The sequence below is a fragment of the Salinibacterium sp. G-O1 genome (genome assembly GCF_030063305.1).
Taxonomy (GTDB): domain Bacteria; phylum Actinomycetota; class Actinomycetes; order Actinomycetales; family Microbacteriaceae; genus Rhodoglobus.
In genome coordinates this window covers 85,390-105,650 of record NZ_JASISV010000003.1, presented here as the reverse complement: position 1 = coordinate 105,650, position 20,261 = coordinate 85,390, and the positions used below count along the sequence as shown (strand labels likewise).

Genomic DNA, 20,261 nt, shown 5'->3' with positions numbered 1-20,261 from the left:
GAATTTCAGCGTGAATCCGACTACTCCGGCGACGCCGACGACCAGCGCGACGACAAGCCAAAACCGTCCCCAGGGAAAACCATTCACGGCAGAATCCTTTCAGCAGCGTCCACAACGTTCTTAAGCAGCATGGCACGGGTCATAGGCCCGACGCCGCCCGGCACGGGTGACAGGAAGCCCGCGACATCCACTGCGCCGGGGTCCACATCGCCCACGAGCCGAGCCTTGCCGGTCTCGTCGTTCACGACTCGCGTGATGCCCACGTCGAGCACGGCGGCGCCCGGCTTCAGCCACTCCGGCTGGATGAGCCCGGCCACGCCCACGGCAGCGACGAGGATGTCGGCCCTGCGCACGTAGCTCTCGAGGTCTACGGTGCGCGAATGCGTCAGGGTGACTGTCGCATCCAGGCCCTTTCGCGTGAGCAGCAGCCCGAGCGGGCGACCGACCGTCAGGCCGCGACCGACGACCACGACATGGCGTCCCGAGATCGGCACATCGTACCGCTGCAGCATCTCGACGATTCCGGCGGGGGTGCACGGCAGGGGCGAGTTGATCTCTCCCCCGACGCCGAGCACGAGCCGGCCCAGGTTGGTCGGGTGCAGCCCGTCAGCGTCCTTATCGGGGTCCATCAACTCCAGCATGGCGTTCTCATCGAGCCCCGCGGGCAGCGGGAGCTGGATGATGTAACCCGTCACCGCCGGGTTCGCGTTGAGGTCGGCGATGGCCGCCCGCACATCGTCAGCCGACGCCGTTTCGGGCAGATCCACGCGGATCGACTCGATGCCCACCTCGGCGCAGTCGCGATGCTTACCCGCGACATACGACTGTGAACCGGGATCGCTGCCCACGAGCAGCGTGCCCAGCCCCGGCGTGATGCCCCTGGCTTTGAGCGCGGTGATGCGCTCGGCGAGTTCGCCCTTCACCGCACTTGCAGTGGCGACTCCGTCGAGCTTTACCGCCGTCATCAGTTCCACGTCCCCGGGCTTTCGAGGCCCGGGTAGAGGGGGAAGCCGTCGGTCAGTTTCAGCACACGTGCGCGGAGGACCGCGACATCCGGTGTCGGCTTCAGAGCCTCGGCGATGATGTCGGCAACCTCAGTGAACTCGGCGTCGCCGAAACCGCGGGTAGCGAGAGCCGGGGTTCCGATGCGAAGACCGGATGGGGTCATCGGCGGGCGCGGGTCGAACGGCACGGCGTTGCGGTTCACGGTGATGCCGGCCGCGTGCAGGATGTCCTCAGCCTCCTGGCCGTGGATGGGCGCGTTGCGCAGGTCGACCAGCACGAGGTGTACGTCGGTTCCACCGGTGAGCACGTCGATGCCGGCGGCCACGGCATCCGGGGCCGTGAGACGCTCGGCGAGAATCTTCGCACCGCGAAGGGTGCGCTCCTGGCGGTCCTTGAACTCGGGCTCAGCAGCAAGCTTGAACGCCGTCGCCTTGGCTGCAATCACGTGCATCAGCGGCCCGCCCTGCTGGCCGGGGAACACATTCGAGTTGATCTTCTTCTGCAGGTCGAGGTCGTTGGTCAGGATGAATCCCGAGCGCGGACCACCGATGGTCTTGTGCACCGTCGACGACGTGACGTCGGCGAACGGCACGGGTGACGGGTGGAGCCCCGCCGCGACCAGACCGGCGAAGTGCGCCATGTCGACCCAGAGCTTCGCTCCGACCTCGTCGGCGATCTCGCGGTATGCGGCGAAGTCGAGCTGGCGGGGGTACGCCGACCATCCGGCGATGAGCACGTGGGGCTTGACCTCGCGGGCCTTCTCGCGCACGACATCCATGTCGACCAGGTAGCTCTGCGGGTCGACACCGTAGGCGTGGGCCTCGTATAGCTTTCCCGAGAAGTTCAGGCGCATGCCGTGGGTCAGGTGGCCGCCGTGAGCAAGCTCCAGACCCAGGATGCGGTCTCCCGGCTGCGCGATCGCGGACAGCACGGCGGCGTTCGCGGAGGCGCCCGAGTGCGGCTGGACGTTGGCGTACGCGGAGCCGAACAGGCTCTTGGCGCGCGAAATTGCGAGGCTCTCGGCGACATCCACAAACTCGCAGCCACCGTAGTAGCGGCGACCGGGGTAGCCCTCGGCGTACTTGTTGGTCAGAACCGAACCCTGAGCCTCAAGCACGGCGCGAGGAACGAAGTTCTCGCTCGCGATCATCTCGAGCGTGCCGCGCTGGCGGCCGAGCTCCTGCGCGAGGACCTCCGCGATCTCGGGGTCGACTTCAGACAGCGGTGAGTTGAAGGTGTCAGACATGGGCGCTCCTAAAAACACTCGAACGGATAGAACAAAGGTATCCGGTGGGCCCAGGCGAACGGCCCAATCGTGCTGCCGCCTCGACAAGCACGGCGGTCGCTCCCCGATGGTTGCCCATCTCAACGCCAGTTGCGACGGATACAGCTTACGTGACGTTGCCCCCGGCGTCGCCAGACCGGGATGCGGTCACCACGAGCGCCTGCATTGAGCCCTCGACCGCGCCCTCACCGAAACGGGCAACGAATTCGGCCGCGGCCGCGGTCGTGGCCTCGGCCAGCGATCCCGATTTGCGCGACTCGATTTCGCCGCGGAGAGGGGTGCCCTCCACGAACGACAGCGCCGCCGTCACGGCATCCGGTGCGATGCTGCGCCTGGTCTCGGTGACGATCGTGATGTCATCGACGAAACCCGCCGCGGCAAGGTCTGCGCGGATCTGTGCCTCGTCGGAGTAGCCGAACGGGGTGCGCTCGAGGAAGCGCGGTGGGTCATCCGGCAGCATCGCCTCGCACGCCGCCGAAACCGCCATCGCGAAGTCGTTGTGCTCGATGCTGTCCCAGGCGTTGAAAATGAACGTCCCTCCCGGCGCCAGCACCCGTCTGGCCTCGGAAAACCCGCGCACTCCATCGGGAAAGAACATCACCCCGAACTGGCACACGACAACGTCGAACGTGTCATCGTCGAAGGGGAGTTGCAGCGCGTCGGCCACGAGCCACTCGACCGGCCGGGTGATTTCGACGAGCTGGGCCTGGGCGAGCATCCCCTCGTTGAGATCCGTCGCGACGATTCGCGTCGCCTCGGGGAGCACACCCGCAAGCTGCCGGGTCACCGCCCCCGTGCCCGCCGCTGTCTCCAGCACGCTGTCGGGAGCGAGTTGAGCAACGCGATCGGCGATGTCGGCCGCGAACGGCGCAAAAAACATCGGGACCGTGTACTGCTCGTAATTCTCGGGCACCGACCCGGCAAACACCGCATCAGAAGACTCCATGAGCCAGTTCTACTCCGAGGCGGCCGGCTGCGCCACTGTTTCGGCCCCGAAGATCGCCACCAGGAGGTCTGTCGTCCACGAGATGAGCTGGGTGTCTGTCGGGTTGTCCGGCAGCGGCACCAGCACGGCGGCCGCGGCAGCGTGATATCTGGCTCCGGGATACATGCGCTGCAGCCTCACCTGGATCGAGTCGACCAGATTTGCTGGGGCCAGCCGCAACTTGTCGCCCATGACGACGACCTCGCCCAGCCCGGCCTTCTGCGCCATGCGGCGAAGTCGCGACACGGTAATGAGATTGGCAACCTGCTCTGGCGGTTCCCCATAGCGGTCGGTCAGCTCTTCCAGCACGCGGTCGATGCTGTCAGCGCTGGCATTCGGCGCGGACGCGGTGGACAGCTTCTGGTACGCCTCCAGCCGGAGTCGCTCGCTCTCGACGTACTCCTCGGGAATGTGCGCATCCACGGGCAACTCGAGCCTGAGTTCGGTTTGACCCTCGGCAACATCACCGCGGAATGTCGAGACCGCTTCGCCGATCATCCGGAGATACAGGTCGAAGCCGACCCCGGCGATGTGCCCGGACTGCTCGCCGCCAAGCAGGTTTCCGGCGCCGCGGATCTCAAGGTCTTTGAGCGCGATCTGCATACCGGCGCCGAGCTCGTTGTTGGCCGCGATCGTGTTGAGCCGTTCGTGGCCTGTCTCGGTGAGCGGCTTCATCTCGTCGTAGAGGAAGTACGCGTACGCGCGCTCCCGCCCGCGCCCGACACGACCGCGCAGCTGGTGCAACTGCGAGAGCCCGTACTTGTCTGCGCGGTCGATGATGAGGGTGTTCGCGTTGGCGATATCCAGACCAGTCTCGATGATCGTCGTCGAGACCAGCACATCGAACTTGCGCTCCCAGAAGTCGACCATGACCTGCTCCAGCACATGCTCGGGCAGCTGGCCGTGCGCGACCGCGATGCGGGCCTCGGGAACCAGTTCGGCGAGGTGGTTTGCGGTGCGGCTGATGCTCGAGACACGGTTGTGCACGAAGAAGACCTGGCCCTCGCGCAGCAACTCCCGGCGAATGGCCGCGCCCACCTGCCTGTCGGAATAGGGGCCAACGAACGACAGGATCGGGTGACGATCCTCGGGAGGGGTGGCGAGCGTCGACATCTCCCGGATGCCCGTGACCGCCATCTCGAGCGTGCGGGGAATCGGGGTCGCCGTCATCGCGAGGATGTCGACGTTGGTCTTCAGCTTCTTCAGCGCGTCCTTGTGCTCGACACCGAACCGCTGCTCCTCGTCGATGATGACGAGGCCCAGATCCTTGAAGACGATGTTCTTGCTGAGCAGGCGATGCGTGCCGATGACGACGTCGACCGTGCCGTCCTCCATGCCCGCGATGGTCTCCTTCGACTCCTTCTCGCTCTGGAACCTGGACAGCGCACGAAGGTGAACGGGGAAGCCGGCGAACCGCTCCGCGAACGTCTCCATGTGTTGGCGCACCAGCAGCGTGGTCGGCACGATCATCGCGACCTGCTTGCCATCCTGAACGGCCTTGAACGCGGCGCGAACGGCGACCTCGGTCTTTCCGTAGCCGACGTCGCCGCTGAGCAGGCGGTCCATCGGGATGGGGCGCTCCATGTCGGCCTTGACCTCGTCGATGGTGGTGAGCTGATCCGGGGTCTCGGCGAACGCGAACGCTTCCTCGAGCTCGCGTTGCCACGGAGTGTCGGGGCCGAACGCGTGACCCTTGCTCGCCATGCGGGCGCTATACAGCTTCACGAGTTCGACCGCGATGTCGCGGACGGCCTTGCGCGCCTTGCCCTTGGCTGCCGCCCAGTCGCTGCCGCCCATCTTGCTGAGCGATGGAGCCTCGCCGCCGACATACCGGCTCAGGAGGTCGAGCTGGTCGGTGGGGACGTAGAGCTTGTCCCCCGGATATCCACGCTTATTGGGTGCGTATTCGATGACCAGGAACTCGCGCTGCGTCTTGATCGCGTTGCGACCACCGGTCGACACCTCGCGCTGCACCAGCTCGACGAACTTGCCGATGCCGTGGGTGTTGTGCACCACGAAATCGCCGGCCTTGAGTTGCAGCGGGTCGACCACGTTCTTGCGGCGCACCGCCAGTTTCTTCACCTGGCGGGTGTCGTAGCCGGCGGTTCGGCCGTAAAACTCGCTCTCGCTGAGCAGCGCCAGCTTGATGTCGGGAAGTTCGAAACCCTGGTCGACGGATGCCTGCACCAGGTACGCGACGCCGGCGTCGGCCTTCGGCGGGAAGGCGTCCACCGCGCGCCCGGCGAGCTCATGTTCGGCGAGCACGTTCGCGGTGCGCTCGACCAGCCCGTGGCCCTCGGAGATCACGGCCACCGTCCAGCCGTCCCGCAGCAGCTCACCGACGTGACCGAGTGCGCCATCCGGCTGCCCGGCGAAGTTCGGCACGGTTCGCGCCTCGATGCGCACGTACGACTCGAGGGCCGTCGCCTCCAGCTCCTCGGGAACGCCGGAGTCAAAGGCAGAGAGCGTCCACCACGGGCGGTTGCCCGCCGATTCGCGCAGCCTGCCGAGGGTGACGAAGTCGCCGGCATCCAGATCGATTGGAGCCTCAGCCCCCGCGGTGGCCGCGTTCCAGGCAGCGCTCAAAAACTCCCGATTCGTCTCGGCGAGGTTCACCGCGCGCGTCGCGACTTTCTCCGGCGAGAGCACGGCGATCGCGGCATCCTGAGGCAGATAGTGGGTGAGCGGCACGAGCCGGTCGACGAGCGCCGGCGCGAGCGACTCCATGCCGTCGACGGGGATTCCTTCGCCGATCTTGGCGAGCATCGTCGAGAGGCTCGGGAACTCGTGCTGCATTTCGCGGGCACGCTGGCGCACGCTGTCGCTGAGCAGCATCTCGCGGCTCGGCGGAAGTTCAGCCTCGGTGATCTCGGTGGTGAGCGAACGCTGGTCTGCGACGGAGAACTCGCGAACCTGCTCGAGCTCGTCGCCGAAAAACTCCAGCCTAAGTGGGTGCTCGTCTGTCGGCGCGAACACGTCGACGATGCCGCCGCGCACCGCAAACTCGCCGCGCCTGGTCACCATGTCGACGCGCGCGTACGCGAGGTCGACGAGCCTGCGGCTGAGGTGGGCCAGGTCGTAGCCGCGGCCGCCCTTGGTCAGCATGATCGGCTCGATGCTGGTGAGGTTGTCGGCAAGGGGCTGCAGGGCAGCGCGCACGCTGGCGACCATGACGAACGGGGTCTTCTGGTCGCCGGCGGTCCAGTCCCGGATGCCACGCAGCGCCGCGATGCGCTTACCCACCGTTTCGGAGCTGGGGCTGAGTCGCTCGTGTGGCAGGGTCTCCCATGCGGGGAACTCGACGATTGTGGCGCCCGGCAGGAAGCTGGCCAGCGACCGGCGCAGTGCCTCGGATTCACGGCCCGTCGCCACCACCGCGAGCAGCGCGCGAGGGCCACCTTTGCGCGTGAGCAGGCCGGCGAGCAGCGGTGCCCTAAGGCCATCCACGAGGGAGAAGTCGGCACTTCTGGCGCCGAGAGAAAGTGCTTTCTCGAACGTCCGGGCGCGCGAAAGGGCCGGGATTAATCCTTCGAGTATCACCGGATAAGTCTAGGCGGGGCGGCTGACCTGCGGCTGCGTGCTGCGGCTGGCTGCGGGGCTGCGTGCTGCGTGCTGCGTGCTGCGGCTGCGTGCTGCGGCTGGCTCCCTCATCCAAATGAAGGAGATTTTGCCCCAGACCCCCACATTGGCTCGCAAATCGGGCGCGAGGTTGGAAATCTCCTTCATTTGGATGAGGGAGCGCGCGGCGGGGCTGCGGGCGGGACTCCTGCGGCTGACTCCCTCGCAGCGCCCGGGTGGCGATAACTCCTGCAGATCGCGGCAGGCTGGCCGCCGCATCCCCAGGTTTCCGGGAGCGCGGAGGCCCAGGCCCCGCATTCTGCAGGAGTTATCAACACGGGGTGGGTGAGCCGCGGCCTGGCCCGGCGGGGCGAGGCGCGGCTTTCCCATCCAAATGAAGGAGATTTCGCCGCGAACCCCCGCAGTGGCCCACAAAACGAACGCAAAGTTGGAAATCTCCTTCATTTGGATGAGGGAGCGCGCGACGGGGGCCGCCGAGGGCCGGGCGACGGGGCGCGCCGCCCGCGGCTACGGCCGCGCGGTGTGGAACTTGAGCTGCGCGGCGGTGAGCCCTTCCGCGGCGATGAGCTGCGTGGCATCCGCCGCGTCTTCGAGCAGGTTGGGCAGCGTCGCGCGTTCGTCGCTGGAGAAGTCGCGCAGCACGAAGTCGGCTGCTGGCTGCCTGCCCGGGGGACGACCGACGCCGATGCGCACCCGGGTGAAGTCGCCGGTTCCGGTCGCGGCGATGATGTCGCGGATGCCGTTATGGCCGCCGTGACCCCCACCGAACTTGAGCTTCACCGTGTCGAACGGTACGTCGAGCTCGTCGTGGAGCACGATCAACCGCGACGGTTCGATCTTGTAAAACCGCAGAAGCGCTGCCACCGGCGCGCCAGACACGTTCATAAACGTGTTGGGCTTGGCCAGCACCAGCTTCGGGCCGGAGGCAAGGCTGCGAGCCTCCGCAATTGCAGCGTTGGCTTTGTGATTCTTGAAGCTCGTCGACGCACGGTCGGCGAGAAGGGACAACGCCATCTGGCCGACGTTGTGCCTGTTTCCGGCGTAGCCGGGCCCGGGGTTACCGAGCCCGACTACCAGCCACAGGTCATCCACAGGCTGCGCCTTACGTGAGAACCAGATTGGCCGAAACCTTCGAATTACTCGGATTCCTCGGCTGCAGCGTCGCCCTCGGCGGCTTCGCCCTCGGCGGCCTCTTCGGTCTCAGTGTCGGTCTCTTCGCCAAGGTCCTGCTCGGTCTCGCCGGTGATGCCGACGATCAGGGTGTCTTCGTCGGTGACCAGGGTCGCACCCTTGGGCAGCGTGAGGTCCTTCGCCAGGATCTGTGCACCCTCGCGGAGGCCCTCGATCGAGACAACAACGTTCTCGGGGATGTGAGTTGCCTCGACCTCGAGCGACACCGTGTTGGAGTCCTGGTTGACTGACGTGCCGGGAACCGGCTCACCCTCAACGTGCACGGGGATGTCAACGATGACCTTCTCGCCCTTGCGGACGACGATGAGGTCGATGTGCTCGATGATCTGGCGAACTGGGTCTTTCTGAACGTCCTTGACCAGCGCGAGCTGGACCTTGCCCTGGATGTCGAGCTCGAGAACCTGGTTCGACTTGCGCAGGATCAGCGCGGTCTCGTGGCCGGGGAGGGTGACGTGCTGCGGCTCGGTGCCGTGGCCGTAGATGACGGCAGGGATCTTGCCCTTGGCGCGGATCTTGCGGGCAACGCCCTTGCCGAAGGTGTCGCGCACCTCGGTCAGAAGGTGGTTGCTGTCTTTGGACTTTGAGGCCTTGTCAGCCATGATGTTCTCCATAACGGGCGCGTGCCCAGATCGTATTCAACTCGAACGCATGATTGCCAGCGTGAGGAAAAGCCCAATGCACTTAAGATCAGTGACTCACCCGCCGCGTCGATAACGGAACCGTGTGGTTCCCTCGCCGAAGTTCAGTGCCCGATTCTACACGGATTTTCGGGCAAACCCATACCGTCAGCGCAGGCGACGTGAGCGCAGCAGCTCACCGATCGCGGCGGCGATCAGCAGCACCCCGAGCAAGGCAAGAGTGCCGTTGGGGCCGGAGAACTCCACGGCAGTGGTCAGTTCTGGCGATACCAGTTTGGCGATGGATGCCAGCCGCCCCGGCTCGGTCATTCCGATGACCCCGGCTGCCACGAACGCAAGCCCGAGCACCGTGGTGCCCAGCGAAGACCAGCGCAGCGTGAGCAGCGCCAGTCCGAGCAGCGCGGCACCAACCGTGAGCAGCAGGCCGCCCATCCCGTCGAATTCGGTGCGGTCACCGGCGAGCAGGTCGGCGTAGACGACACCGCCGCCCATGAAGGCCAGCAGCACACCCATGGGTCCGGCGCCGAGTGCGACGATCACGCTCGCCGTCCTGGCAACCCCGCCGGGCTTCTGCGAACGTCGGGTCACGGCGGCGAGCCCGCCGACGAGGAAGATGGCGCCAGCGAGCATCCCGGTGCCGGTCGCTATCGAGAAGATCAGGCCATCGCCCAATGCCGAGTTGCGTCCGAACACCTGCTCAGACAGCTCGACAATCGGGACGGCGGGAATGAGCACCGCCAACAGCATCGTCACGACATGGATCGCGCCCACCACGATGACACCAATGGATGACAGCCCGACGGTGAGCATGGCGACGCTCAGCAACGCAATCCCACCTATGACGAACACCAGGGCTGACACGTCGAGGGCTACCGGCACGTAGCGGGCGGCATCCTTCAACAGGATGGCCCCGCCATGCCAGAGCGCGGCGTAGCCGAGCACGGTCGCGACGAGCGCAACCACGATGCTGACCAGAATGCGGACCATAGCCAGAGACTATCGACCACGGCACTGTGCACGTGGGATTTGCGCGTCTAGCGATCCGGCTCGTCGCCCACGAGATCGATCGGGAGTGACGGCGCCAGTCTGCGCAGGGTCTGAAAGGTGGGTACGAGCGCATCGTAGAGCTGCCCGAAGCTGGGGAGCAGTGAGGCGTACACGGCGGTCGAGCGCGGATCCGGTCGCACGCTGTCGTCGACGGGGATCAGCTGGTCGACGATGTCGATGGACTCGATGAGGCCGAGGGCCTCCATCCCGAGCACAGCAGCACCGAAGCTGGACCCCTCCTGCCCTTCGGCGAAATCCACGGTCATCCCGAGCGCGGCGGCGAGGACTTCGCGCCAGAGGTCGCTCTTCATGACCCCGCCGGTCGCACGAATCTGGGTGATTTCGAGCCCAGCAGAGCGCATCGACTGCAGCACGAGTGCGAGTTGCAGGCAGACGCCTTCTAGCGCGGCGCGGATAAGGTGCTCACGTTTGTGCGCACGGGTGAGTCCTATATATGCGCCCTTCGGCAGCGCGCTCCAATGCGGGGCCCGCTCACTGAGCAGGTACGGCAGCATGATGAGTCCGCCGGAACCGGGCTGGGCGGCCGCGGCCAGTTCGAGCAGCTCGGCCTCGGAACCCGGGCCGAGTTCATCAGCAAGGATGCTCCGAGCCCAGTCGAGGGTGGCTCCCCCGTTGTTGATGGCGCCGCCGATCACCCAGCGATCCTCCGTGAGGGCGTAGCAGAACACCCCGCCGAGCGGATCGACCGCCGGCTTGTCCACGCCTACCCGCAGTGCACCACTCGTGCCGATGGAGCAGGCGGCGACCCCGGGACGCACGGCACCAACGCCGAGGTTGGCGAGCGGTCCATCACCGGCACCGACGACGACCGGTGTCGTTTCGGGAAGGCCCATGGCGATCGCCGCATCCGGTGTGATGCCGGGCAGCACGTCGCGGGTGCGGACGAGCTCGGGGAGCTGCTCGGGCGACACCCCCGCGATGGCGAGGGCTTCGTCATCCCAGGTGAGGGTGTGGATGTTCATGAGACCGCTCGCGCTGGCCAGCGAATGGTCGACGACGAGAGCCCCACACATGTGCACGATGACGTAATCCTTGATGCCGACCCAGAACGCGACGGTCTCGTGGAGTTTCGGCTCCTGCTCCCGAAACCACACCAGCTTGGTCAGCGGCGACATCGGGTGGATGGGCGTGCCGGTGCGCCGATGCAGCGCGAGCCCGCCCGTCGCCGCCCGCAGACGCTCGGCCTGCAGCCCGGCGCGCGTGTCACCCCAGGTGATCACCTCGGTCATCGGTCGGTACAGCGGGTCGAGGCCCAGGATGCTGTGCATCGCGGAGGAGAACGACAGGCCGCGCACGCGATCAGCTCCCACCGCAGCCACCACCTCGGCGACGGCGGCGTAGGCGGCAGCGAGGATCAGATCCGGATTCTGAACGGCATGACCCGGATACGGCGTTTCGAGCGGATAGCCGTGCGAGGCCGTTGCCAGCTGCTCGCCCGAGACGGTGAACGCCACGGCCTTCGTGCTCGTGGTGCCCAGATCGAGGCCGATGACGATGTCGTCGGCCCCCGGTGCCTCGCCGTGGTCGGTCATGCGCTGAACGCCCTCATGATCGGAGCCTACTCAGCGGCGCCGGAGTCGGGCCAGGCCGCGATGACGACCTTGCCGCTGGCCGCAGAATCCTTCGCGATGTCGAACGCCGCCACCGACTCGCTCGCGTCGATGACGTGGGTGATGACCGCGTCCAGCTCCGGAGTCTCGGCGAGGATACGTACGGCCTCGTCGATCTCATCCTTGAACCTGAAGACCCCGAGCACCTGAAGCTCCTTTGAGATGAAGGGCGCAAGGTTCACCGGACGCGGCTCGTTGGGCACCATGCCGATCTGCACGACCATGCCACGACGCCTCGCGGCGACGAATGCAGCGCTGATCGCGGGTGTTGCCCCCGAGCACTCGAAGACGACGTCGAAGGCGTTCTCTGGCAGGGCATCCTGACCGATCCGGATGACACGATCGGCACCGATCGCCGTCGCACGCGCCAGCGGCTGCTCGAGCACATCGCTGACCGTGACCTCGGCAGCTCCGCGAGCGCGCGCTGCGGCCGCCGCCAGCAGACCGATCGGCCCGGCACCGGAGACGAGCACCTTCTTGCCCCTGATATCGCCCGCGCGGGTCATGCCGTGCAGCGCAACCGCGAGCGGCTCGGCGAGCGCGGCGCGCTTAAGGGGCAGCTCCGCGGGGAGCACGCGGATCATGTCGCTCTCCACGACCAGGTATTCGCTGAGCCCACCCTGGGTGTGCGGGTGGGTCGAGGCGCTGCCGAGGTAGGAGCCGCCGGGCCACAGGTGCGGGGCATCCTCGATTCCCGGCTCGGCGTGGCCGAAGCGGGCGGGATGCACGGTCACCGGGGTTCCCGGAGCGAGAACGCCAGACGGGTCGAGGTCGACGCGACCAGACAGCTCGTGACCGGGAGCCAGCGGCTCCTCCACCACGAATGCTCCGTTGGCGCCCTCGAAGTAGTAGTGCAGGTCGGAGCCGCAGATACCGACGAAGTCGACACGCACGCGAACCTGACCGGCCGCCGGCTCCGGCGTCTGCACCTCACGCTCGGATAGTTCGAGTTTTCCGTCGATGTAGATCGCCTTCATGGCGTGCTCCCTTTGTTGTGCTGATGTCGGGCGGCTCAGACGACCGAGGTCATCCCGCCGTCGACGAAAATGTTCTGGCCCGAGACGAAGTTGCTCGCGCTCGACGATAGATAGATGAGGGTGCCCGCGAGCTCCTCGGTGTTGCCCCAGCGCTGGGCTGGGGTGCGGTTAACGACCCACGAGTTGAACGCCTCGTCCTCGACGAGCGCCTTGTTCATCTCCGTGGCGAAATAGCCGGGCGAGAGGGTGTTGACCTGGATGTTGTGGCGGGCCAGGTCGGCCGCCATCCCCTTGCTCAGCTGCGCGACGCCGGCCTTACTCGCCGAGTACGGCGCGATCGTCTGGCGTGCCAGCATGGACTGCACCGAGGCGATGTTGATGATCTTGCCCGAGCCGCGCTCGACCATCGCAGGTGCGACGAAACGCGAAACGTAGAACACGCCGGACAGGTTCGCCGCGATCACGTCATCCCAGTCGGAGACCAGAAACTCGGTGAAGGGCGCGCGCCGCTGGAGGCCGGCGTTGTTGACCAGGATGTCCGGGGCGCCGTGTTCCGCGATCATCGCCGTGATGGCGGTCTCGACTGCCGTGGCATCCGTGACATCGAAGACGACCGACGCAGGGCGCGTCCCGGTCTCGCGCTCAATGAGGTCGCGGGTGGTGTCGAGTGTGGCGTCGTCGCGGCCGTGCACGATGAGTCTGGCTCCCGCGCGGGCGAGGGCCAGGGCAAGGCCCTGACCCAGGCCGCGCGACGAACCTGTAACAAAAGCCAGCTTGTCAGTGAGGGTGAAGTGGTCGACCATGGTCTGCTCTTTCCGCTCATTCCGCTCTGGACGAGCTGCCTTCTGCGTGTTCGGTGGTGCGGTGATGTTGGTGCTAAATGACCGAGGCGATGCCGTAGATAACCAGCACGACGAGGAATCCCATTACAGACTCGAGAGCCTGCTGCACAGTCCACACCTTGAGGGTTGTTTTCACATCCATGCCCATGAGGCGCCCAACGAGCCAGAAGCCCGAGTCGTTGACGTGGCCGGCGAACACCGATCCTGCAGCAGTGGCGAGCACGATGGCCGCGATCTGAAGCGGGTTGAAGTCGCCAGCGAGTACACCGGGAGCCACGAGCGCGGCCGCGGTCACGAGGGCCACTGTCGCCGAACCCTGGGCGACGCGGAGGATCACAGCGATGATGTACGCCGCGAAGATGATGGGCAGTCCGAGGTCTCCGAGGGTGTCGCTCAGTGCGCCGCCGATACCGGAGGTGCGCAGCACGCCACCGAACATTCCACCGGCGCCGGTGATCAGGATGACCGAGCAGATCGGGCCAAGGGCGGTGTCGATGAGCTTCTCCAGTGCCGTGCCGTTCACGCCGCGGCGCTTTCCGAGCACGAACGCAGCGACGAGCACGCTGATCAGCAGAGCGACAGCGCTGGTACCGATGAGGGTCAGCGCCTGCACCCACAGGTCGTCCGCGTTGACCACGCCGATGGAGCGCAGCGAGTTCAGACCGGTGTTCATGAGGATCAGAACGAGCGGCAGGGCGAGAATCAACATGACCGTGCGCGGCCGGGGCGGATTGGTCGGCTGGTCGTCGTCGATGCCGCCGAAGATCGACAGCACGTTGAGCGGGTTGCGCTTGTTGACGAATTTGGCCCACAGGTATCCGGTCACGTACCAGGTCGGGAAGACGACCACGAGTCCGACAAGAAGAACGAGCCCGAGGTCTGCCCCGTAGGTTTCGGTCGCCGTGATGGGGCCGGGGTGCGGCGGCACGAACACATGCATGACCGAGAATGCTGCCGCGGCCGTGATGCCGTACAGCAACATGTTCTTGCCGCCCATGCGACGGGCGACGGCGAAGACGATCGGGAGCATGACGACAAGGCCGGCGTCGAAGAAGATCGGGAAGCCCATCAGGAGCGATGCGACACCGAGCGCAAACGGCGCTCGCTTCTCACCGAAGATGTCGACCATCTTGTCTGCCAGCACCTTGGCGCCACCGCTCGATTCGACCAGGCGGCCGAGCATTGCTCCGAGCCCGACGAGCAGGGCGACGGAACCGAGGGTCGACCCGAACCCGCCGACCAGGACGTTCGCGACCTGGTTTATCGGGATGCCCGTGGCGATCGCCGTGAGCAGCGAGACGATGACGAGGGTGAGGAACGCGTGAACCTTGAATCGGATCACGAGGACGAGGATGAGGGCTATCGCACCGGCCGCGATGCCAAGAAGTGGCACGGCTCCCAGTGTTTGAGTCCAGTCTTCCATTGTGGCTTCTCCATTGAATGACAGTGATGGTGGGCGGCCGACCCGAGAAGGTCTGTGCGGCCCGTGACGTCGTGTGCTTGCCGAGGCGAATCACGCCCGAGGTCCGGGTGACTTCGGAAACATTGTCACAAAGGTAGTACTTTTGCAACTACGCATACACTTTCCCTTGCAACCACGCTCAGCCCGCTCGCCGGGCCGAGCCTGAGAGAAGGCTTCGCCCCTATGCCCAAGGCACCTCGTACCGGATCACACGAGCTCGTTTTGCACGAGCTCGGACGGCGGATCACCGCCGGGGAGATCCCCGAAGGCACCGTGCTCACCCTCGCCGGCCTTGAGGCAGAATTCGCCGCATCACGCACGGTCATCCGCGAAGCCGTGCGTGTTCTCGAATCGCTCGGGATGCTTCGCTCACGTCGTCGCGTCGGCGTGACGGTGCAGGCCCGCCCGGGCTGGAAAGCTCTGGACGGCGCCATAGTGCGGTGGAATCTGGCGGGAGAGGGTCGCCGCGAGCAACTGCTGTCGCTCATGGAGTTGCGTTCGGCCGTGGAGCCTGCCGCCGCCCGACTGGCCGCTGAACGGGCATCCGCCACCGATCGCCGGCAACTCTCGAAGCTGGCCGACAAACTCGACGCACTCGGCATTGCCGGCAAGGGAGACTCCGCCGAATATCTCGACGTGGACGTCGAATTCCACCGCCTGCTGCTGACCTCGGGAGGCAACCCGCTGCTGGCTCAGCTCAGCGGGCCGGTCGAGGAGGTTCTCCGGGGCCGCGCCGGCCTCGGACTGACGCCAGCGATTCCCGCCGATGGCACCCTCGAGCACCACGTAGCCACAGCTCGCGCCGTCGCGGCGGGCGATCCCGATGCCGCTGAAACCAGCGCGCGCGGCTACGTCACCATCGTCACCGAAGAGGTGCGCGCACAGTAACAACGGGCCCACCCAATGGTGGGCACGAGTAGTCTTGTCGGGGCTCACGAGCCCGACGAGAACAGAACAGACGCTAAGGAGTCACCGTGGCAGCAGAGGCAAACATCGGCGTAGTCGGCATGGCGGTAATGGGATCGAATCTCGCCCGCAACCTCGCCAGCCGCGAGGGAAACACCGTCGCGATCTTCAACCGTTCCTACGAGAAGACCCAGACTGTGCTTGACGCCCACCCCGAAGCCAAGTTCATTCCCGCGAAGGACTACGCCGAGTTCGCGGCATCCCTCTCGAAGCCCCGCACCGCGATCATCATGGTGCAGGCCGGCAAGGGAACCGACGCCGTGATCGACGCGCTCACCGAGGTCTTCGAGCCCGGCGACATCATCGTCGATGGCGGCAACGCGCTCTTCGGAGACACCATTCGCCGCGAGAAGGCCGTGCGCGAGACCGGCATCAACTTCGTCGGCGCCGGCATCTCCGGCGGCGAGGAGGGCGCGCTGCTCGGCCCGTCGATCATGCCCGGCGGCTCGGACGAGTCGTGGGTCACGCTCGGCCCCATCCTGAAGTCCATCGCCGCCGTCGCCGAGGGCGAGCCCTGCGTCACACACGTCGGCCACGATGGCGCCGGCCACTTCGTCAAGATGATCCACAACGGCATCGAGTACGCAGACATGCAGCTCATCGCCGAGGCGTACGACCTCATCCGTCGCGGCACGGGCAAGACCCCCACCGAAATTTCGGACATCTTCACCGAATGGAACAAGGGCGAGCTCGAGAGCTACCTCATCGAGATCACCGCAGAGGTGCTCAAGCAGGTCGACGCCTCCACCGGCGCCCCTCTCGTCGATGTCATCCTCGACCAGGCCGGCTCCAAGGGAACCGGCGTCTGGACCGTGCAGACCGCTCTCGACCTCGGAATCCCGGTCTCCGGCATCGCCGAAGCCGTCTTCGCCCGCTCGCTCTCATCAAAGCCCGCCCAGCGCGCGGCCGCGGCAGAACTGCCGGGCCCATCGTCTCCCGCCGTGGGCGACGTCGACGCGTTCATCGAAGACGTGCGCCTCGCGCTCTACGCATCCAAGGTGATCGCGTACAGCCAGGGATTCGACGCGATCGTTGCTGGCGCCGAGCAGTACAACTGGAACATCCAGAAGGGCGAGATCGCCAAGATCTGGCGCGGCGGTTGCATCATCCGCGCGCGCTTCCTCAACCGCATCACCGAGGCGTATGCCGAAAACCCCGGCCTCGTGGCTCTCGTCACCGCGCCGTTCTTCGTCGACGTGATGGCATCGACTCAGGATGCCTGGCGCCGAGTGGTTTCGGGAGCGGCCCAGTCCGGCATCCCGACCCCGGCGTTCTCGTCGTCACTGGCCTACTACGACGGATTGCGTGCAGACCGCCTGCCCGCCGCCCTGGTGCAGGGTCAGCGCGACTTCTTCGGCGCCCACACCTACAAGCGCGTCGACAAGGACGGCACCTTCCACACTCTGTGGAGCGGCGACCGCACCGAGATCGAAGCCACGGACACGCACTAACAACCTTCTGTCGCCGGGCACGGGTGCTGCACAGTGCCCGGTGACACAATGGTGAGGTCATGGCATCCCCTTCAGAGAACTCACACGAGTACGACGACGAGCCCGAGCTCGCCGGGTATGAGCCGCACGGCGGCAGGCCGCTGCGCAGCCCGCACCTGCTGAGGGTCATGCGCGTCGTGGTGGTCCTCGGCCTCATCGGGCTGGTGCTGCCGGGCATCCTGATCGGCATATCGACGGCCAACAACACCGCCCAGCGGTCGTGCGCGGTCTACACCAGCTATCTCGCGCCGGAGGCCGTGACCTTCTCGGCGCGCTTCGAACTCGCCAGCCCGTCCGGAACCGGCTGGAACTGCTACGCGGTCGGCTTCGGCGGCGAAGAGACGCTGCTCGCGGCGATGGGGATCATCCCGGGCGGCGCCAGGATTCCCACGAGCCCAGGCGCCCCGACGAGCGAGACCTAGCCCGCGCTCAGGTTCTGGCGAACCTCGCGCCGCAGCACCTTGCCGATGAGCGAGCGCGGCAACTCCTCGACCTGATGCACGTGGCGTGGCACCTTGTAGGCGGCGAGGTTCGATCTGGCGAAGTCGCGAATGGATTCCACATCCAGGGTCGCGCCGGGTGCGAGCACCACGGCAGCAGTGACATCCTCACCGCTGTGGGCGCTCGGAAGACCGACGACCGCGGCATCCGCGACCGCCGGATGTCGGCGCAGCACTTCCTCGACCTCGCTGGGCGCGACGTTGAAGCCGCCCGTGATGATGAGTTCTTTGATGCGATCCACGATGCGCACAAACCCGGCCGCATCGACAGTGACGATGTCTCCCGTGCGGAACCAGTCGGCCCCGCCATCGGAGCATGGCACGAATACTTCGGCGGTTTCATCCGGCTTGTTCCAGTAGCCGGAGAAGACCTGCGGGCCGCGAACGATGAGCTCACCCTCCTCGCCCGGCGCACGGTCGTCGGTCGGGTTCTCGGGGTCGACGACACGGATCTCGGTGTTCGGCAGGGGCAGTCCGACGGTTCCGGCGACTCGGGTGGGACCGACCGGGTTGGCCATCAGCACGGGGCTCGTCTCGCTCAGGCCGTAGCCCTCGACGAGGTATCCCCCCGTCTCCTGCTCCCACGGCTCGACGACGGATGGCGAGAGCGGCATGGCCCCTGAGATCGAGATCTCGATGCCCTGCAGTGAGACGCCCTGCTCGTTCGCCGCGGCGCGCAGCCGCTCGTAGATCGGAGGAACGGCCGGCAGGAAGGTGGCCGGGCGCTTCTTCGCCACCTTGAGCACGAGGTCCGGATCGAACTTGGGGAAGAGCACGAGCCGCGCGCCCATGCTCATCGCGAAGGTGAGGCACAGCGTGAGGCCGTACGCGTGGAACATCGGCAGCACCGCGTAGACGACGCAGCCCTCGCCTCGCGTGACCGTCGGCACCCACGCGCGTGCCTGGGCCGCGTTCATGGTCAGGTTGAGATGAGTGAGAGTGGCGCCCTTGGGCCTGCCGGTGGTGCCGCTGGTGTACTGGATGAGCGCCACATCGGAGGCGGCAGGACGCACGATCGCGGGCGTGATCGGCTTAGCCTTCAGCAGCTCCTCCCAGACGATGGTGCCTCGCACCCCGGCGGTCAGTGCCTTCCTGGACTCGCGCGCCTTGCTGATCGGGAGGCGGAGCAACGCGCGCGTGGCGAGCGGCATCGCCCTCGTGACATCCACCGAAATGATCGTGTCGACGGCGACGTCAGCCGGGAACTCCTGAATGGTGTCGACCACGTTGGTCCAGGCGACAACAACCTTCGCCGCGTGATCTTCGAACTGGTGGCGCAGCTCGCGCGGCGTGTACAGCGGGTTGTGTTCGACCACGATCGCGCCGAGACGCAGCACCGCGTAGAACGCGATGATGTGCTGAGGGCAGTTCGGCAGCACGAGCGCAACGGTGTCGCCCTTCTGAACCCCGAGCAGGCGGAGCCCCTCAGCGGCCCGCGAAATCTGCATGCCCATTTCGGCATACGTTGTTTCGCGGCCGAAGAACTCGAGCGCAACACTGTTCGGAAACTCCGCGATGGATGCCTCGACCAGGTCGTACAGCGAGCCCTGCGGAAGTTCGAGCTCCTCGGGAACCCCTTCGGCGTATGACGCGAGCCAGGGCCTCGGTGGGAAGAAACTCACGCGGCCCCATCGAACATGCTGGTCACTGAACCGTCGTCGAAGACCTCGTGGATGGCGCGGGCCAGCAGCGGCGCGATCGGCAGCACCGTGAGTGACGGGAAGCGCTTCGATTCCGGGATCGGCAGGGTGTCTGTGACGACCACGGAATCGATGGATGCGTGCTGCAGCAGTTGCGGTGCCGGTGCCGAGAAGATGGCGTGCGTTGCGGCGACCACAACTCGCGTGGCCCCGGCTTCTTTCAGGGCGTCGGCCGCCTTGAGGATGGTTCCGCCGGTGTCGATCATGTCGTCGACGATCAGGCAGACCCGGCCAGCGACATCGCCGACAATGTCGTGCACGGTGACCTGGTTGGGCACCAGCGGGTCGCGGCGCTTGTGGATGATCGCCAGCGGCGCGCCCAGCTTGTCGCTCCAGATGTCGGCCACGCGCACGCGACCCATGTCGGGCGAGACCACGGTGAGCGTCGAAGGGTCGAGGATCTCCTGGAAATGCTTCAGCAGCACGGGCATGGCGAAGAGGTGATCTACGGGGCCGTCGAAGAAGCCCTGGATCTGAGCGGCGTGCAGGTCGACGCTCATGATGCGGTCGGCGCCGGCCGCCTTGTACAGGTCGGCGATGAGGCGGGCGCTGATCGGCTCGCGACCGCGGCCCTTCTTGTCCTGGCGCGCGTACGGGTAGAACGGCGAAACGACGGTGATGCGCTTGGCCGATGCGCGCTTAAGCGCGTCAACCATGATGAGCTGCTCCATGAGCCACTCGTTGATCGGGTCGGTGTGCGACTGGATCACGAAGGCGTCGCAGCCACGCACGCTCTCGTCGTAACGAGCGTAGATCTCACCGTTCGCGAAAGTGCGAGCATCCGTGTGCACAACATCGGTCTCGAGCTCAGCAGCAATGTCGATGGCGAGCTGCGGGTGGGCCCTGCCGCTCACAATCACGAGCCTCTTTTGTCCGGTGATCTTAATCTCGGACACGGTCCCCGCTCTCTGCCGACATGTCATCGGCGTTTGTCTGCTCCAATCTTATCCGGGCAGACCCGGC

16 protein-coding genes and 1 riboswitch are annotated in these 20,261 nt (G+C 66.2%); of the genes, 3 read left to right on the top strand and 13 right to left on the bottom strand.

Translation table 11 applies throughout. The features are described 5' to 3' along the window. Positions 1-83: 83 nt before the first annotated feature. The 11 genes from QMG83_RS12090 to QMG83_RS12040 all read right to left on the bottom strand — a co-directional run bounded on the left by QMG83_RS12090 (position 84) and on the right by QMG83_RS12040 (position 14,603). Positions 84-965, bottom strand: coding sequence for a bifunctional methylenetetrahydrofolate dehydrogenase/methenyltetrahydrofolate cyclohydrolase (locus QMG83_RS12090; RefSeq protein WP_283505659.1), 882 nt, complete (start codon positions 963-965; stop codon positions 84-86). Next, positions 965-2,251, bottom strand: a complete 1,287-nt coding sequence (gene glyA / locus QMG83_RS12085) for a serine hydroxymethyltransferase (RefSeq protein WP_283505658.1) — start codon at positions 2,249-2,251, stop codon at positions 965-967. The genes QMG83_RS12090 and glyA overlap by 1 nt, the downstream gene beginning before the upstream one ends. 41 nt (positions 2,252-2,292) lie before the next feature. Continuing rightward, positions 2,293-2,394, bottom strand: a riboswitch (ZMP/ZTP riboswitch). Between the two features lie 2 nt (positions 2,395-2,396). Next, positions 2,397-3,236: a class I SAM-dependent methyltransferase gene (locus QMG83_RS12080; protein WP_283505657.1), complete on the bottom strand. Its 840-nt coding sequence runs from the start codon at positions 3,234-3,236 to the stop codon at positions 2,397-2,399. 9 nt (positions 3,237-3,245) lie between these two features. Then, entirely contained in the window at positions 3,246-6,815 is a 3,570-nt protein-coding gene (gene mfd, locus QMG83_RS12075) for a transcription-repair coupling factor (RefSeq protein ID WP_283505656.1), read from the bottom strand. A 546-nt stretch (positions 6,816-7,361) separates the two neighbouring features. Continuing rightward, a complete protein-coding gene (gene pth, locus QMG83_RS12070) occupies positions 7,362-7,946 on the bottom strand; it encodes an aminoacyl-tRNA hydrolase (RefSeq protein WP_283505655.1) in 585 nt (194 codons plus the stop codon). A 44-nt stretch (positions 7,947-7,990) separates the two neighbouring features. Further along, a complete protein-coding gene (locus QMG83_RS12065) occupies positions 7,991-8,644 on the bottom strand; it encodes a 50S ribosomal protein L25/general stress protein Ctc (protein WP_283505654.1) in 654 nt (217 codons plus the stop codon). A gap of 186 nt (positions 8,645-8,830) precedes the next feature. Continuing rightward, a complete protein-coding gene (locus tag QMG83_RS12060; RefSeq protein WP_283505653.1) occupies positions 8,831-9,670 on the bottom strand; it encodes a hypothetical protein in 840 nt (279 codons plus the stop codon). Positions 9,671-9,717: 47 nt separating this feature from the next. Continuing rightward, positions 9,718-11,283: a gluconokinase gene (locus tag QMG83_RS12055; protein WP_283505652.1), complete on the bottom strand. Its 1,566-nt coding sequence runs from the start codon at positions 11,281-11,283 to the stop codon at positions 9,718-9,720. Positions 11,284-11,309: 26 nt separating this feature from the next. Beyond that, entirely contained in the window at positions 11,310-12,338 is a 1,029-nt protein-coding gene (locus QMG83_RS12050) for a zinc-binding dehydrogenase (protein ID WP_283505651.1), read from the bottom strand. Between the two features lie 35 nt (positions 12,339-12,373). Continuing rightward, positions 12,374-13,141, bottom strand: a complete 768-nt coding sequence (locus QMG83_RS12045) for an SDR family oxidoreductase (RefSeq protein WP_283505650.1) — start codon at positions 13,139-13,141, stop codon at positions 12,374-12,376. A gap of 73 nt (positions 13,142-13,214) precedes the next feature. Beyond that, a complete protein-coding gene (locus tag QMG83_RS12040) occupies positions 13,215-14,603 on the bottom strand; it encodes a GntP family permease (RefSeq protein WP_283505649.1) in 1,389 nt (462 codons plus the stop codon). Positions 14,604-14,825: 222 nt separating this feature from the next. Here QMG83_RS12040 and QMG83_RS12035 point away from each other — a divergent pair, with 222 nt between their 5' ends. From QMG83_RS12035 to QMG83_RS12025, 3 genes are all read left to right on the top strand, one after another. Beyond that, positions 14,826-15,530 carry a FadR/GntR family transcriptional regulator gene (locus QMG83_RS12035; protein ID WP_283505648.1) on the top strand — a complete coding sequence of 235 codons (705 nt, stop codon included), beginning with the start codon at positions 14,826-14,828 and terminating at the stop codon, positions 15,528-15,530. 86 nt (positions 15,531-15,616) lie between these two features. Then, positions 15,617-17,059: an NADP-dependent phosphogluconate dehydrogenase gene (gene gnd, locus QMG83_RS12030; protein ID WP_283505647.1), complete on the top strand. Its 1,443-nt coding sequence runs from the start codon at positions 15,617-15,619 to the stop codon at positions 17,057-17,059. Positions 17,060-17,118: 59 nt separating this feature from the next. Then, complete coding sequence (locus QMG83_RS12025) at positions 17,119-17,520, top strand: hypothetical protein (RefSeq protein WP_283505646.1); 402 nt, start codon at positions 17,119-17,121, stop codon at positions 17,518-17,520. On the opposite strand, the gene QMG83_RS12020 is transcribed toward QMG83_RS12025, so the two are convergent. Beyond that, positions 17,517-19,220 (bottom strand): long-chain-fatty-acid--CoA ligase, encoded by a 1,704-nt coding sequence (locus QMG83_RS12020; RefSeq protein WP_283505645.1) that lies wholly within the window; start codon positions 19,218-19,220, stop codon positions 17,517-17,519. The genes QMG83_RS12025 and QMG83_RS12020 overlap by 4 nt on opposite strands. Then, a complete protein-coding gene (locus tag QMG83_RS12015) occupies positions 19,217-20,194 on the bottom strand; it encodes a ribose-phosphate diphosphokinase (RefSeq protein ID WP_283505644.1) in 978 nt (325 codons plus the stop codon). Before QMG83_RS12015 ends, QMG83_RS12020 begins: the two co-directional genes overlap by 4 nt. Between the last annotated feature and the right edge of the window lie 67 nt (positions 20,195-20,261).